The 15,676-nt window shown below is 62.3% G+C and carries 14 protein-coding genes; 9 read left to right on the top strand and 5 right to left on the bottom strand.

What is annotated here, in order from left to right; all coding sequences use genetic code 11:
* Positions 1 to 98: 98 nt before the first annotated feature.
* The 6 genes from A11A3_RS05300 to A11A3_RS18020 all read left to right on the top strand — a co-directional run bounded on the left by A11A3_RS05300 (position 99) and on the right by A11A3_RS18020 (position 9,102).
* Positions 99 to 2,555, top strand: coding sequence for an acyl-CoA dehydrogenase (locus A11A3_RS05300; protein WP_008928240.1), 2,457 nt, complete (start codon positions 99 to 101; stop codon positions 2,553 to 2,555).
* A 298-nt stretch (positions 2,556 to 2,853) separates the two neighbouring features.
* The gene (gene minC, locus A11A3_RS05295) at positions 2,854 to 3,570 is read left to right on the top strand and encodes a septum site-determining protein MinC (RefSeq protein WP_008928239.1); all 717 of its coding nucleotides are present in this window, start codon (positions 2,854 to 2,856) and stop codon (positions 3,568 to 3,570) included.
* Between the two features lie 29 nt (positions 3,571 to 3,599).
* On the top strand, positions 3,600 to 4,415 hold the full coding sequence (minD, locus tag A11A3_RS05290) for a septum site-determining protein MinD (RefSeq protein ID WP_008928238.1): 816 nt from the start codon (positions 3,600 to 3,602) through the stop codon (positions 4,413 to 4,415).
* Positions 4,416 to 4,417: 2 nt separating this feature from the next.
* Positions 4,418 to 4,672 carry a cell division topological specificity factor MinE gene (minE, locus tag A11A3_RS05285; protein ID WP_008928237.1) on the top strand — a complete coding sequence of 85 codons (255 nt, stop codon included), beginning with the start codon at positions 4,418 to 4,420 and terminating at the stop codon, positions 4,670 to 4,672.
* 456 nt (positions 4,673 to 5,128) lie between these two features.
* Positions 5,129 to 6,280: an OmpA family protein gene (locus A11A3_RS05280; protein ID WP_008928236.1), complete on the top strand. Its 1,152-nt coding sequence runs from the start codon at positions 5,129 to 5,131 to the stop codon at positions 6,278 to 6,280.
* Positions 6,277 to 9,102 carry a thrombospondin type 3 repeat-containing protein gene (locus A11A3_RS18020; RefSeq protein ID WP_008928235.1) on the top strand — a complete coding sequence of 942 codons (2,826 nt, stop codon included), beginning with the start codon at positions 6,277 to 6,279 and terminating at the stop codon, positions 9,100 to 9,102. The genes A11A3_RS05280 and A11A3_RS18020 overlap by 4 nt, the downstream gene beginning before the upstream one ends.
* Positions 9,103 to 9,143: 41 nt before the next feature.
* Here A11A3_RS18020 and A11A3_RS05270 read toward each other — a convergent pair whose 3' ends face one another.
* Together A11A3_RS05270 and A11A3_RS05265 are read right to left on the bottom strand one after the other, a co-directional pair.
* On the bottom strand, positions 9,144 to 9,464 hold the full coding sequence (locus A11A3_RS05270) for an antibiotic biosynthesis monooxygenase family protein (RefSeq protein WP_008928234.1): 321 nt from the start codon (positions 9,462 to 9,464) through the stop codon (positions 9,144 to 9,146).
* The gene (locus A11A3_RS05265; protein ID WP_008928233.1) at positions 9,461 to 10,213 is read right to left on the bottom strand and encodes a M90 family metallopeptidase; all 753 of its coding nucleotides are present in this window, start codon (positions 10,211 to 10,213) and stop codon (positions 9,461 to 9,463) included. Before A11A3_RS05265 ends, A11A3_RS05270 begins: the two co-directional genes overlap by 4 nt.
* A 94-nt stretch (positions 10,214 to 10,307) precedes the next feature.
* On the opposite strand from A11A3_RS05265, the gene A11A3_RS05260 reads away from it, so the two are divergent.
* Both A11A3_RS05260 and A11A3_RS05255 read left to right on the top strand, forming a co-directional pair.
* Complete coding sequence (locus A11A3_RS05260; RefSeq protein ID WP_008928232.1) at positions 10,308 to 11,261, top strand: DMT family transporter; 954 nt, start codon at positions 10,308 to 10,310, stop codon at positions 11,259 to 11,261.
* Between the two features lie 126 nt (positions 11,262 to 11,387).
* Positions 11,388 to 12,551: a tetratricopeptide repeat protein gene (locus A11A3_RS05255; RefSeq protein ID WP_008928231.1), complete on the top strand. Its 1,164-nt coding sequence runs from the start codon at positions 11,388 to 11,390 to the stop codon at positions 12,549 to 12,551.
* Positions 12,552 to 12,588: 37 nt separating this feature from the next.
* Here A11A3_RS05255 and A11A3_RS05250 read toward each other — a convergent pair whose 3' ends face one another.
* Positions 12,589 to 12,855 carry an acyl-CoA-binding protein gene (locus A11A3_RS05250; RefSeq protein WP_008928230.1) on the bottom strand — a complete coding sequence of 89 codons (267 nt, stop codon included), beginning with the start codon at positions 12,853 to 12,855 and terminating at the stop codon, positions 12,589 to 12,591.
* A gap of 121 nt (positions 12,856 to 12,976) precedes the next feature.
* Between A11A3_RS05250 and A11A3_RS05245 the strand changes: the two genes are divergently transcribed.
* On the top strand, positions 12,977 to 14,197 hold the full coding sequence (locus tag A11A3_RS05245; RefSeq protein WP_008928229.1) for a GAF domain-containing protein: 1,221 nt from the start codon (positions 12,977 to 12,979) through the stop codon (positions 14,195 to 14,197).
* A 14-nt stretch (positions 14,198 to 14,211) separates the two neighbouring features.
* Here A11A3_RS05245 and A11A3_RS05240 read toward each other — a convergent pair whose 3' ends face one another.
* Both A11A3_RS05240 and A11A3_RS05235 read right to left on the bottom strand, forming a co-directional pair.
* Complete coding sequence (locus tag A11A3_RS05240) at positions 14,212 to 14,850, bottom strand: 1-acyl-sn-glycerol-3-phosphate acyltransferase (protein ID WP_008928228.1); 639 nt, start codon at positions 14,848 to 14,850, stop codon at positions 14,212 to 14,214.
* Entirely contained in the window at positions 14,847 to 15,632 is a 786-nt protein-coding gene (locus A11A3_RS05235; protein ID WP_008928227.1) for a thioesterase family protein, read from the bottom strand. Before A11A3_RS05235 ends, A11A3_RS05240 begins: the two co-directional genes overlap by 4 nt.
* Positions 15,633 to 15,676: the final 44 nt, after the last annotated feature.

Genomic DNA, 15,676 nt, shown 5'->3' with positions numbered 1-15,676 from the left:
TTTGGGGCAGCGGCCCTCTTTCACATGATCTCGATGGTCGCTCGCTAGGCTATGTTAAACCTGTCCTCAGGGATTTTTATCCGGCAAAGGAGTTCATCATGCTTAGCCTTCTGGCTATTGTGTTGTTAGTTGCCACACTGCTGACCATTTTCTATCAGGGATTGTCCCGCGGTGTGGGTAGTGCCGTCTTCGCCATTGTCTGGCTGTTGTGCGGCTTCCTCGCCTCCTGGTTGTTCAACCCCATCCTGCTGATCCTGGTAGCAGGGGTACTGGTGGTGCTCAACCATGTGGATCTGCGACAGAAATTCATTTCCCGTCCGGTCTACAACGCGCTGGCCAAGGTCATGCCAGCCATTGGCGATACCGAACGCGAAGCCATCGAGGCGGGGACCACCTGGTTCGAGGCAGATCTGTTTTCCGGCAAGCCGGACTGGCAGAATTTTTCCAAACTGCAGTTTTCCACCCTCACCGACGAGGAGCAGTCGTTCCTGGACAATGAGGTGGTGGAACTGTGCCAGATGCTCGACGAATGGCAGATCTTCCATGAACTGCGTGACCTGCCCGAGGAAGTCTGGGATTTCCTCAAACACAAGGGCTTCTTCAGCCTGATCATCCCCAGGGAATACGGCGGCAAGGCGTTCTCCCCCTATGCCCAGAGCCGCATCATGAGCAAAATCGCCACCCGTTCGCTGACCGCTGCGGTTACCGCCATGGTGCCCAACTCGCTCGGTCCCGGTGAATTGCTCGCCGAATACGGCACCCAGGAACAGAAGGATCGCTGGTTGCCGGGCCTGGCCAAGGGTGACGAAATCCCCTGCTTCGGTCTCACCGGCCCGGAAGCTGGCTCCGACGCCGGCGCCATTCCCGATACCGGTGTGATCTGCAAGGGCAAGATCGACGGCAAGGAAGTGCTGGGCATGCGCCTGAACTTCGCCAAACGCTGGATCACCCTGGCACCGGTGGCCACCGTGGTGGGCCTGGCCTTCAAGCTTTATGACCCGGACCACCTGCTTGGTGATGAAGACGAGCTGGGCATTACCTGTGCGCTGATTCCCGCCAGCACCAAGGGCGTGGAAATCGGCCGTCGCCACTACCCCGGCTCCCCCTTCATGAATGGCCCCATCAATGGCAAGGACGTCTTCGTGCCGCTGGATGCCATCATTGGCGGCCCGGAAATGGCCGGCAAGGGCTGGCGCATGCTGATTGAATGCCTGGGCGCCGGCCGTGGTATCTCCCTGCCCGCCCTGGCCACCGCCAGCGGCGAAATCGGCTACCGCATGACCGGCGCCTTCGGCCGCATCCGTCGCCAGTTCAAGACCGCCGTCGGTGAGTTCGAAGGCGTTCAGGAAGCGTCAGCGGAAATCGCCGGTATTGCCTACACCCTGGAAGCCTACCGCCATCTGGTGACCCGCTCGCTGGAAGACGGTGCGCCCTCCGTGGTGACCGCCATGGCCAAATACCATGCCACCGAAATGATGCGTGACCTGATTAACCACGGCATGGATATCGCCGGTGGGCGCGGCATTCAGCTGGGTCCCCGCAACTTCCTGGCACTGCCCTACCAGTCCACCCCCATCGCCATTACCGTGGAAGGGGCCAACATCCTTACCCGTTCGCTGATGATCTTCGGTCAGGGGGCCATGCGCTGCCACCCCTACCTCTACGAGGAGCTGCAGGCCATCCAGGCGGACGACAAGGAAAAGGGACTGCAGGATTTCGACAAACTGTTCTTCAGCCACGCCGGGCATACCGCCGGCAACATGTCCCGGGCCATCGTCCAGGGCCTGGCCGGTGGGCTGTTCTCACAGGCACCGGGCAATGCGGATGCCTTCAGCGCCCCCTGGTATCGCCTGATCAACCGTTACAGCGCCGTGCTGGCAAGCACCGCCGATGTGGCCCTGGGCCTGCTGGGTGGCGACCTCAAGCGTCGCGAGCTGCTGTCCGCGCGCCTGGGTGACATGCACAGCCAGCTGCTGATTGCCTGTGCCATTCTCAAGTATCACGCCACCCTGCCCCGGGACGAGGCCAACGACGCCCACGCCACCTATGCGTTGCGTCGCGCCTTCAGCAAGGCCCACGATTCCCTGGATGCGTTCACCCGCAACTTCGGTTTCTTCGGCATTGCCCATGTCTTCAAGGCGCTGTTTTTCCCGTTTGGTCGCCCCTGCATGGCCCAGGCACCGGATGACGATATGATCCGCATGCTGGGCACGCAAATCATGGAGCCCAGCTCCGTGCGTGACGCCCTGGCCGAGCCGGCCTACATCTCCCGGGATCCGGAAGATGCCATCGGCCGCGTGGAAGTCACCTACAGCAAATTGCTGGAAGTGGAGCCGGCCTATATGGCCTTCCTGAAAGCGGACGGCAAGGGTCAGCTGCAAGGCAGCACAGTGCTGGAAAAACTGCAGGACGCCGCCGAGAAAGGCGTTATCGCCAGGGATCAGGTGGACGCGGTCAACGACTACGACGCCATGCGTTATGACTGCCTGCTCACCGACGCCTTCGACAAGAACCTCAAGAAGGTCAAGGTGCACGCCGAACGGCCCTCCATGTAGAGCCCGGTACGGCCCCCAGCCGGCCACCCACGCGGGTGGCCGGCCATCTTTGCGGGCCGAACCAGTCCACAAAAACACAAAAACTTACAGCACCGGCTTTACGCCGGTTTTTTGCTGATTTATCGAGCAATTTCCCGCCGAGACATTGTTGTCATCCCCCTGCCACCGAGATTTAACAATTCAATCACCCTTTTGGCGCTTTTACGCCTCACCGCTTTCGTCTAGGCTTGGCGCAATTTCCGATTCTCCGGGCCTGCCCCGCCATTCCCATGCCGGCCCACTGGATAACAGGTCAGTAATGACAGCAGTCGTGGAAGAAAACACCATCCTGGAATTCAAGGGCCGCATGTTGATGATGACGGTCCTGCAACTCAACGATCTGGACCCCGGCACCCTGCACCAGCAAGTCAGCCAGAAAATGGTCGACGCCGCCCAGTGGTTGCGCGATGCACCGGTGGTCATCGATGTGGCCAACCACGTGGATGCCGATCAGGTCAGCCTGCTGACCGCGGTGGATACCCTGCGCGGGCTGGATGTAAACCTGGTGGCCCTGGCCCGCAACGAAAAACTGGATGCGGAAACCGCCGCCATGCTGGGGCTCGGCTCGATCAGCCTGCTGGGCGGCCGGGAAGTAGCGCGGCGGGAAGAACCCCGCAAGGCCGAGGACGACAACAGCAGTGAATCCACCATTGAAACGCTGGTGGTGGAGCAGCCGGTACGTTCCGGCCAGCAGGTCTACAGCCGTGGAGACATGATCGTTCTGGCCCCGGTGAGCCCCGGGGCAGAATTGCTGGCCGAAGGCAATATCCACGTCTACAGCAATCTGCGCGGCCGCGCCCTGGCCGGTATTCGCGGCAATGGTAATGCGCGCATTTTCTGCCAGCAGCTCAATGCGGAGCTGGTCTCCATCGCCGGCCATTACCGGGTCGCCGAAGACCTGCCCGAAGAGCACCGTAATCAGGCTGTTCACCTTTCCCTGGAAGGTGAAGCCATGCAGTTCAACGCGCTGAAATAGTGCACCAGGAAGACCTAAAGGAGACAAGCGTGACTAAGATCGTGGTCGTGACATCCGGCAAGGGTGGCGTCGGCAAAACCACCACCAGCGCGGCGCTGGCCACCGGCCTGGCCCTGCGGGGGTTCAAAACCACCGTGATCGATTTTGATGTGGGCCTGCGTAACCTGGACCTGATCATGGGCTGTGAGCGCCGCGTGGTCTATGACCTGGTAAACGTCATCAACGGCGACGCCAACATCAAGCAGGCGCTGATCAAGGACAAACGGGTGGACAACCTGTTCATCCTGCCGGCCTCCCAGACCCGCGACAAGGACGCTCTCACCCAGGATGGCGTGGAGAAAGTGCTCAACGCCCTGCGCGATGACATGCAGATGGATTACATCATCTGTGACAGCCCGGCCGGCATTGAAAAAGGTGCCCTGATGGCCGCCTACTTCGCCGACGAAGCGGTGGTGGTGACCAACCCGGAAGTCTCCAGCGTGCGTGATTCGGATCGCATCATCGGCATTCTGGCCAGCAAGACCCGCCATGCGGAACAGGGCGACGGCGACATTCCCTCGCGTCTGCTACTGACCCGCTATTCCCCGGAACGGGTAGAAAAAGGTGAAATGCTCTCGGTGCAGGACGTGCAGGAAATCCTCGCCATTGAGCTGCTGGGGGTGATTCCCGAATCCCAGGCGGTACTCAATGCCAGTAATGCCGGTTCGCCGGTGGTACTGGATACCCAGTCCGACGCCGGTCAGGCCTATGCGGACGCCGTGGCCCGTTTCCTCGGCGATGAGCTGCCCCACCGTTTTGTCACCCTTAACAAGAAAGGTCTGTTCGGCCGTCTGTTCGGAGGCTAAGGATGAGCATCTTCAGTTACCTGCTTCCCAAGAAGCAGACATCAGCCTCTGTGGCCAAGGAACGCCTGCAGATTATCGTGGCCCGGGAACGATCGAGCCGTGGCGGCCCCGACTACCTGCCGCAACTGCAGGAGGAACTGCTCATGGTGGTGCGCAAATATGTGCCCGTGGGCCAGGATGCCGTCAACGTGCAAGTGGACCGGGAATCCGGCTGTGACATTCTGGAACTGAATATCACGCTGCCGGAAGACAGCTGATTTTCCGCCACGGTTCTACCCGAAAGCCCGCCCCGTGCGTAATGCTGTTCACTTAAGCTTTTAAGCCCCTCTCCCCTTGCGGGAGAGGGGTTGGGGAGAGGGGGACGTGACAGCCAGATCAATGGTAAGTCATTGAAATTTGCCCGCACCCTCTCCCTGTCCCTCTCCCGCAAGGGGAGAGGGGACCTGCCTGAAAGGGTTGAGCCAGATTTGCACCGCTTAAGTGAACAGCATTACGCCCCGTGCGGGCTTTTTTGTGCCCTGCTCCTTTGTCATTACCCGACCCTGCCAGCCTCTCAGCGCTTTTACCTAGCCGCGACAATGTCCTACAGACAAGGCGTGACCGTGGTCTGAAAATGGCCACTTTCAACAAAAAATATGCACTTTTTGACAATGCATAATTTGTGACCCGATTCGCATAATGCCCCGCTAAAAAAAATCACAAGGACGTTATAAATGGCAGCTTCACGCCTGATGGGGAAACGCCGTACCGCTTCATGTCTCGCACACCGTCACCACCGGTTCCTTGCCGGCCTGGCCGCCACCGTGCTGCTGGCCACCAGCGGTGCCCATGCCGACAGCCAGATCAGCCACGAGGAGGCCAGCCCGCGGCAGTACCTTAGCCCGCAGCTTTCCTACCTGGTGCTCGACAAGGACCGCAACATTACCCGGCACGGCATCGGCATGGCCATGCAGTATGGCCGTCAGCTCAGCGACCATGTCTGGTGGGAAACCGAGTTCGCCGGCTACAACCTGGAATCCGGCATCCGCAATGGCACCGACTATTACCAGGGCGCCCTGACCACCGGGCTGGCCTATGCATTCGGCGACCGCCGGCACTTCACGCCCTACCTGGCTGCCGGCCTGGGAGCCATCTACAGCGACGTGCTGCCTGACGAGGACGACGGTTTTGCCTTCCACGCCAATGCCGGCCTGGGCGCGGTCACCGGCCCGGTATTTGATAACGGACTGAAACTGCGCGCCGAAGCACGCTATCTCTATGACGACGCCAGCGGCGCCGGCGATGCCGGCAGCTTTGGCGACTGGCGCTACTCCCTGGGCGTGGAAATCCCGCTGGGCTACACCCGCATCCGGGAAGTGGAAAAAGTGGTCTACCAGACCCGCGAAGTGGAAAAGGTGGTGGAAAAACCCTTTGTGGACAGCGACGGCGATGGCATTGCCGACGAGCGTGACCGCTGCCCCGCCACCCTTTCCGGCGCCAAGGTGGACGCCAGCGGCTGCATGATTGCCAACCAGACCATCACCTTCAACAACATCAACTTCGAGCCCGGCTCCAGCACCATCAGCCCCACTTCCAGGGGGCCGCTGGATCAACTGGTCAACGCGCTCCAGGCACAGACCGACTTCAACGTGGAAGTGGCCGGCCACACCGACAGTACCGGTGCCGCCACCTACAACCTGACCCTGTCACGGCAACGGGCCCAGGCGGTGCGTAGCTATCTGGTCAGCCACGGCGTGGATGGCGACCGACTGACCGCCGAAGGCTTTGGTGAGCTGCAACCGGTCGCCAGCAACGAGACCCAGGCCGGCCGGGCCATGAACCGCCGTGTGGAATTCCGTGTCATCGAGCAAGGAGCGCAACAATGAAACTGCAACCCGCCGCGCTAGTGTTAAGCGCGCTTCTCGCCACCACACTGCTGGCCGGCTGCAATGCCGACGGCGGCGATGATGGCACGACGGCCCGCCCCACTGGCACCCTCAACAACGGTGACCAGGACGGCGATGGTATCAACGACACCAGTGACAACTGCCCCAGCATTGCCAACAGCAGCCAGCTGGACACCGATGGCGACGGCCAGGGCAATGCCTGTGACGACGACATCGACGATGATGGCCTGCCCAATGGCTCGGACAACTGTCCGGCCGTCGCCAATCCGGACCAGAACGATCTCGACGGTGACGGCCTCGGTGACAGCTGTGACAGCGATCGCGATGGTGACGGCGTCCCCGACCAAATCGACAACTGCCCGTTGACCGCCAACCCGGACCAGACGGACAGCGACCAGGACGGTAGTGGCAATGCCTGTGACAGCAACACCGACAGCGACAAGGATGGCATCGATGACAGCACCGACAATTGCCCGACCATCGCCAACAGTGACCAGCTGGACAGCGACAACGACGGCAATGGCGATGCCTGCGATGATGATCGGGATGGCGACGGCATCGGCAATGGCAGTGATAACTGCCCGCTGACCGCCAACCCCATCCAGACCGACACCGACGGTGACGGCACCGGCGATGCCTGCGACAGCGACACCGATAACGATGGCGTCATCGACGACAATGACAACTGTCCGCTGGTGGCCAATGCCAGCCAGACCGATACCGACGCGGATGGCAGCGGCGACGCCTGTGACAGTGATGATGATGGCGACGGCCAGAGCGACAGCAATGACAATTGCCCGCTGACCGCCAACCCGGACCAGATGGATACCGATGGCGATGGCAGCGGCGATGCCTGTGACAGCAACACCGACAGTGACGGCGACGGCCAGTCGGACAGCACCGACAACTGCCCGGCCCTGGCCAACGCTGACCAGAGCGACAGCGACCAGGACGGCCAGGGCGACGCCTGTGACGACGACCGGGATGGCGATGGTCAGGACAACGGCACCGACAATTGCCCGGATCAGGCCAATGCCGACCAGCTCGATACCGATCATGACAGCATCGGCGATGCCTGCGACAGCGACAGTGACGGCGACGGCATCGACAATGGCAGTGACAATTGCCCCCTGGCCGCCAATCCTGACCAGAGCGATCAGGACCAGGATGGCAGCGGCGATGCCTGTGACGACGACAGTGATGGTGACGGCATCGACAACGACAATGACAACTGCCCCGCCACGGCCAACGCCAACCAGCTCGACAGTGACAGCGACGGCAGCGGTGATGCCTGTGACGACGACAGCGACGGTGACGGTATCGACAACGACAGCGATAACTGCCCGGCCACCGGCAACCCGCTGCAGGACGATACCGACGGTGACGGTATTGGTGATGCCTGCGACACGGACACCGATGGCGACGGCATCAGCGATGGCAGCGACAACTGCCCGGCCACCGGCAATGCCGACCAGCTCGACAGCGACGGCGATGGCATCGGCGATGCCTGCGACCCGCTCACCGATACCGATGGTGACGGCATTGATAATGACAGCGACAACTGCCCCACCGTGGCCAACGCCAACCAGCTCGACACTGACAACGATGGCCAGGGCAACGCCTGCGATAGCGACGACGATGACGATGGGCACAACGACGGCAGTGACAACTGCCCGCTAATCGCCAACCCGGACCAGCTCGACACTGACAATGACGGCCTGGGCAATGCCTGCGACAGCGACAGTGATGACGATGGCATCAACGACGACAGTGATAACTGCCCGCTGATCGGCAACAGTGACCAGCTCGATAGCGACAGCGATGGCCAGGGCGACGCCTGCGACAGCGACAACGACAACGACGGTCTGGATAACAGCAGTGACAACTGCCCGCTGACCGCCAATGCCGACCAGTCGGACGCCGACGGCGATGGCCAGGGCGATGCCTGTGACGGTGACCGCGATGGCGACGGCGTGGCCAATGGCGCGGATAACTGCCCGGCCACCGCCAATGCCGACCAGCTGGATACCGATGGGGACGGCCTGGGCGACGCCTGCGACAGCCTCACTGACTCCGACGGCGACGGCCTCACCGACAGCACCGACAACTGCCCGAACCAGTACAACCCGGATCAGCTGGACACCGACGGCGACGGCCTGGGCGATGCCTGTGATACCCTCACCGACGCCGACGGCGACGGCGTCGATGACAGCACCGACAACTGCCCGGCCACCGCCAATGCCGACCAGGCCGATACCGACCAGGACGGCCAGGGGGATGCCTGTGATACCCAGTTCACCTGCACCGACACCTTTGGCGCCGGCCTCAGCCCGTTGCAGGCCCCCCAGGCGTCAAGTACCGGCAGCCGCTTCGGTCTGGTCTGTTTCGGCTGCGGCGTGTTTGCCCCCGAACGGGCCACCGATGGTCAGCAGCAGACCGCTGCGCAGATGTACGTCACGCTGGGACTGTTTGGTGGCGCCCGTCTGCATACCGACACCGGCACGGACTACAGCGGCCACAACCGGGCCGGCTTCGTGGTCAGCACCGGCAAGCGGCTGCTCAGCGCCAGCCTGCTCAACCAGTTCAATGTGGTGCTGCTCAAGGATGGTCACGAGGTGGCCTCGAGCCAGAGTGGCAGCCTTATCAGCCTTCAATTGCTGGGCTGGGCGAATAGCTCCCAGCAATTCCTCTACGTGGACAGTGACCGGGACTTCGACAGCGTGCAGCTGGATATGGCCTCGGCGGTGGGCATCTTCAGCAGCCTGAATGTCTACCAGGCCTGCGCCGGCCCGGCGCCCTGATAAAAGGTTGGCGGTGCTGGCTGTTGCTTTTCAGCGGCCAGCTACTGCCCGCCCGGCTCCGGCACCACCTGCCATTCCGGCTCCTCGAACTCCCCCACCACGGTGACCTCACAGACGTTGGCATGCTTTGCCAGAATCGCCTTTACCCGGGCACTGCGGCTGTCATCCTTGGCATCCCGGTGCGCCTTGCTATCCCAGTGGGCAATCGCCAGCACCGTATCCGGGTGGCCGATCTTTCGATGCAGATAGGTGCCCCGTGCACCCGCTGTCTGCTGAATGATTTCACTGGCCTCCAGCCAGCCCCGGGCATACTCCTCGACACTGAAGCCGGGTTTCACCCGCACCTGAAAAATGTATTTCATGGCTGTTCTCCCTGCCGGTAAAACTGTGCCAGCAACCGGTAAAGATCGGGCCAGTCCCGATACAAGGCTGCCGGCGCCTCGAAAAAGGCCTCGCTGCAGACCGCAAAAAACTCCCCCGGCCCGGTCAGCGCATAGGCATCCACCGGCATATGCCGATGATGACGATAATCCTCCTGTAACGCCTCCCAGCAGCGGCTAAAGGTGTCGTGCCAGCGAGCCGCACTCATGCCCGCATGCAGGGGCGGTGCACCATTGGCGCCCTGGTGCCGCATGTCCAGCTTGTGGGCCATTTCATGGATGACCACATTGCTGGCGCCGCCGGCACTGCGCACCGCCTGCCAGGACAGGATCACCGGCCCCTGGTGCCAGGCTTCACCCAGCAATGCCGGCCCTCGCTCATGGACCACACCGGCCTCGTCCATGTAAGCGCGATTCGGCACAAAGGCATCGTCATAGACAATCACCGTGTACCAGCCGTCATACCAGTCCAGCCCCAGGTGAAGAATCGGCACGCAGGCCATGGTGGCAATCGTCAGGCACATGGCATCGGTGAGCGTGGCCCCCTCGGCGGGCGCCACGCTCTTGCGTACCAGAAAGCGCCGGGTCATCTCGAACAGCGCCTGCCGTTCTGCACCCTGGTAACGGGCGGCCACCGGCCAGTGGCCGATGGCGGCTTCCCACTCCTGGCGGGTATAGCCCATCCGTTCCACCCTGCGACGCTCGCGCCATTCCCGAAAAGCCTGCAACATGTCCTCTCCCTGCCAGTGGCATCATGACGGCGCGGATAACCGGTCCCCACGCCACCGTGCTACCATCGCACACCTTTTGACAATGTCACTGCCTATGCCATTCACCCAGGCCAACAAAGCGGATCTGTGGCTGGTGCTGGTCACCCTGCTGGCCGGCATCAGCTGGATGTTTTCCAAAGAAGCGGTACTACTGATGCCGCCACTGCTGTTCATGGCCTTGCGTTTTTCACTGGCCTCGATGTTGCTGGCACTGGTGGCCCACCGGCAACTGCGGCATCTACACCGGCAGCAACTGTGGCGCTGTGTGCGAGTGGGGCTGGTGTTTGCCATTGCCATGAGCTGCTGGGTCATGGGTCTGGCGGTGGGCAGCCACCTGGGCGAAGGCGCCTTTATCACCAGCCTGGGGGTGGTGCTGGTACCGGTGATCGCCCGTCTGGTATTCGCCGAAGCCGTTCCGGCCAGCACCTGGGTCGCCCTGCCGATTGCCGCCGGCGGCCTGGCCCTGCTCTCCCTGAACGGCGGCTTTCGCACCGAGCCCGGCCAGCTGTTCTTCGTGGCCGCCGCGGTTATTTTTGCCCTCTACTTCAACCTCAACACCCGGGCGGCCAACCGGGGCCCGGTCAGATACCAGGGCCAGTGGACTCAGCAAGAGGCCGTGCCGGCGCTGGTGCTGACCACGATCGTGCTGGGTGTGGTCGGGCTTTTTACCGGGCTGCTGTCGGTGTTGCTGGAGCCCTGGCCCATGGCGGCCCTGCAAAGCGCCCTGCCATCCCTGATCGTCTGGGTGGCCCTCAGTGCCATTGTCGGCACGGCCCTGCGCTTTCTGATCCAGACCCATGCCCAGAGCCTGTCGCTGCACAGCCACGGTGTGGTGATCATGGTGCTTGAACCCATGTGGACCGCCCTGTTCGCCGCGCTCTGGTTCGGCGAAACCATGAGTGGATGGCAAACCGCCGGCTGTGCCCTGATTTTCTGCTCGCTGCTGGTCAACCGCTGGCGGGCGCTGCGCCGCCTGCTGAAGGGCCGGCGCTCTACCACCGGTCGGTGAAGGCGTTATTCATACCGATAGCTAACCGCCGAGCCGTTTCAGCTGTGATACAGTTCCTGTCATTAGGCAATTCTTGGCGCAACATTGTTCGCCACTAACAATTCTAATAACACGCCTGTGCCTGCTATGGGATACCAACACCGATTACTGACCCTGCTGGCCGTCTGCAGCCTGTCACTCACCGCCCATGCCGGAGACAGCTGTCAGACCCGCACCGCAGACTGGAAACCCACCCTGCCCGCCGATGATCAGCGTGTGCTGCAATCCTTCATCGAGCCGGCACGGCGAGACAACGCCCCGCTACTGCTGGACTATGTGCAGCAAACCCGCAGCCCCAACGCGCCGATTCTGTCCAACTATGCCCGCCTGCGCCTAGCCGCCCTGGCCCTGCGCGACGGTGACACCCAGTTTGCCCGCCAGCAGCTCAGTCAGATAGAACAGAACAGCCCGGCGGCGGTGGATGCGGCACTGCTACTGGCCGACAGTTACCGCCGTGATGGCGACATGGAACGGGCTCGGGGGTGGTTCCTGCGCATTGCCGCCCGCTTTCCGGGCAATCCGCGGGCCGTTTCCGGGCTGGTGCTGGCCGGGGACGACTGGCGCAAACAGGGTGCGCCGGAACTGGCCCTGCCGGTCTACAACCTGGCCCTGAGCAAGGCCGAAGAAAACATGCAGGCCCTGGAACAACTGCAACAGGACCCGGACCAGCTGTTTCGCACCCTGACCAACACGGTGGCCGGCAACAGCACCACCGTCACCGATCAGCTGGTACTGGCCCTGGTACGTGACCCACACAGCCAGGTGCTGGATGCGACCCGCCAGTTAATGGTGGCCCATTCGGAAAAGAAATGCCTGCGCGAACAGGGCAAGGCCCTGCACAATGCCCTGCAGCATGCCTCTGCCCGGGATCTGTCCAATGCCGCGTTCCGCACCGCCGCCAATCGGGAAAAGGCCGCCACCGAGCAGGAGGTCGCCGACCTGAAACGCATTCTTCAGAATGCGCCGGATGCCCAGGACCTGCAGGCCCGCCTGGCCGACGCCGAGGGGCGACTGGAGCGTCTCAACCATCGACTTAACACCCTGGGCAGCACGGAAGTGCCACCGGAATTGCAGAAACGGGAAGCGGCGCTCGACGCACAGGAAAAGCGTGTCGATCAACAAATTCGCCAGGCGCGACAACAGGTGCGAACCGCACTGCAGAAGCAGTTACCCACACTCAAGACGTTCTACCGGAATCTGGCCGGGGAGGCCCAGCTGGGCAAGGCTCAGCTGCTTCAGTCAAGCAGCTGAGCAGAGGTCAGAGGCCACCATGGCGGCCCGGGCATCATCAGCCCTTGTGGCTTTTCAGCAGCGCAGCAACCTTGTCGATATATTTCTGTTTGGCATCGTCCTGGGACATGCCCTTGAGCTTGGCCCAGGCATCGTATTTGGCACGGCCGACCATATCCAGCATGCCCGGGCGCTTGCCACTTACATCACCGGTGCTGCCCTGCTTGAAGTGCGCGTAGAGGAACAGCAGGTCATCGTTACCGGGCTTGCGGTCCAGGGTGTTCACATCTTTCTGGGCTTGTTCGAACTGGGCGTTATCAGTCATTATGCGTCCTGTTGGTTATCCATATTGTTGTGCCAAGTCACTGGCAATGAACATAAAAATACTGCGCTGACACGCCAACGTAATCAACACCCTTCGACGATCCGGGGGATCCATATTTGCCATGAAGGAACAACGGCCCGTTGACCTGACACCTCAGGAAGAGGCACTGCTTCGCGAGCGCAGCGATACCCTGCTGGTCCGTCTGAAAGGCCGTCTGGAAGAGGCCTACAAGGTCCACGCAGAAAACCGCGCGGCCAGCCTGATCCACCGTTCCGTCTACCTGCTGCTGGGTATCTACCTGCTGGTCATCCTGCCGGTCATGCTGATCGTACAGACCGAAGACATGGTGCGCTGGCGCAGCTACGGGGTGTATCCGGTGGCGCTGGCACTGGCGTTGCTGTGGTGTTCAGGGCGTATTCCGCTGCTCAGTCGTCATGTCACCACGGCCATTGGCGTGGCGGTGATGATTGCCCTGGCCGGCACCCTGCTCGGCGCCATTTACCTGGACGGCACCTTCGCCGGCACCGTGGCCTCCTTCGAAAGTATTTATATCCTCATCATCGCTTTCTCGATCCTGCGCCTGCCGCCGTCCCGGACCCTGCTCTGGTGTGGCCTGGCGCTGGTACTGGCACTGGTCATGGCGCTGGCACGCGATATCCCCATCGCCTTTCTGGATCTGCTGCTGTGCTTTCTGGTGCCACTGTGCATCTGTGGCGTGAACGGCTACATGCTGGATGCCAGTGCGCGACGCAACTTTGCCAATACCCTGCTGCTGGAGCAGGAATCCAAACACATGGCCGCCTGGAAAGAACAGGTTGAGCAGGAGCACGCCTACCAGCAACACATCAACCGCTTCATGGAAGAGATCGCCGGCAACCTGAACAGCGCCACCTTGCTGGAACGGGTACTGGGCTACCTGGTGCATCACACCGAGGCCCGCGTGGCCGCCGCCTACGAAGTACAAGGCGATTGTCTGGCAAGGCTGGCGGGCTGGGGGCTGAACGCCGAGGCCGCCGAACAACGCCAGCGCATCCCGCTAAATGAAGGTCTGCTCGGCGGCGCCCTGCAATCGGACGCCATCAGTACACAGAACAACCTGCCGCCCGGCTACCTGGACATGGAAACCGGTCAGGGGCGCTACCCCTGTGCTGCCCTGCTATTCTGGCCGATCCACCATGCCGGTCAGCCCCTGGGCATCATCGAACTGGCCGCCCAGCACCCCTTTAGTGAAGAACAGCAACGCTTTATCAGCCGGCTGCATCGCCCCCTGGCCTATGCCCTGGTTGCCGCACAACGGCGCCAGCAATTTCTGGATGCGGCGGCAACACCGGCCCAGGCCTAGCCGCCCCTTGCGCCCTACCGATCAGATAAACGCCGGTAGCGTAACGGCGCGGAAAGACGCTCCGGCCGACGGGGCTCGATATCCGCCAGCTTATCAATGATGCGCGCCAGGTCCGCGTCCATGTCGCCACTGGGAACAAAGCTGTCCACCACCCGAATCTGCTTGCGCCGGTAACAGAAACCGATCACCACCATGGGCAGTTGCAGTCCTTCGGCGATCCGGTAAAAACCGGTTTTCCAGCGCTGCGCCCGGTCGCGGGTGCCTTCCGGCGCCAGCCCCAGCCAGAACGGCTTGCTGGCCATGGCCGCCGAGGTCTGCTCGACGATCCGGTCGGCCCGACTGCGATCCACCGGAATCCCTCCCAGCCAGCGCAACAGCTGCCCGGCCCGGCCCGTGAACAGGGTATCCTTGGCCATGAAACGGACATCCAGGGACAAGGCCTGAATGGCACTGATACCCACCAGCCCATCAAAATTGGACGTATGCGGTGCCACCACCAGCACCGCGCGGGGCACATCCGGCAGCTCGCCGACAATACGCCAGCCAATCAACCGCAGAATCAGTCGCGCCAGCCACACCAGCACCCCGTGCCCGCGCCGGGGAATCTGACTGCCCAGGGACTGCGGCGTCAGCGCCGGCAACGGGCGAATCATGCGAACACCGTAACAGTCTGACGGCTCAGGGCCACCAGCCTGCCATCCGCATCATGGACCGTGGCCCGGCTCTGTCCATAGCCCTCGGCGCAGTGCTCGGTCACCACCTGGTACTGCCAGAGCTGGTCCGCCGGGCGGCTGGCCGGGTCATCCACCAGCTCCATGGTCCAGGTCAGGGAACTGGCCGGCGCCGGTTTTTTCAGCAGCGGCAGTACCGCCGGCGGCCAGGTGTCCACCAGGGCAATCAGCGCCGCCGTGGACATCACCGCCGGGGGCTCCCGGAAGCCCATATAGCCACTGAAATCCGGCCTGTCCATGCCACTGAATGGCAGGCCTCCACTGGCCCAGCGCATGTCAAAATGGGCTATGAACTCGGGAATCACGCCGGCAATGTAAGGCATGGGCGTGCACTGGTCGGCCGGCTTGATGGACGGCGCCGGTTCCGGCGCCACCCGGATGGCGGAATCCCGTGCCGCTCCCAGGCTAAGCAGCATGACCGCCACCACCTGGCCCTGCTGGCTGGCCGTCACCTGTGCCTGCATGACGGACTTGCCCTCACGCAGCACCCGGCTCTCCAGCGACACCGGTCCGGGTGTGGCCGGCGCCACGAAAGACAGGGAAAAACTGCGCAGCGGGTGTGCCGGCGCCACACTCTTGCACAGGTGGTCATACATGACGGCGCCGACCAGGCCGCCAAACAGGGCGCGGCCCTGCCCCCAGCCTTCGGGAAATTCCCCGTGGCCCTTGCCATCCACGGTGGCCAGAATTTGATCAAACTGCATGCGCAAAGCTCCGTCGTTTTTTACGGCGTAAATCATAGAGCCTG

It is taken from the genome of Alcanivorax hongdengensis A-11-3 (assembly GCF_000300995.1).
GTDB lineage: Bacteria > Pseudomonadota > Gammaproteobacteria > Pseudomonadales > Alcanivoracaceae > Alcanivorax > Alcanivorax hongdengensis.
This window is presented reverse-complemented; position numbering and strand designations above follow the sequence as displayed.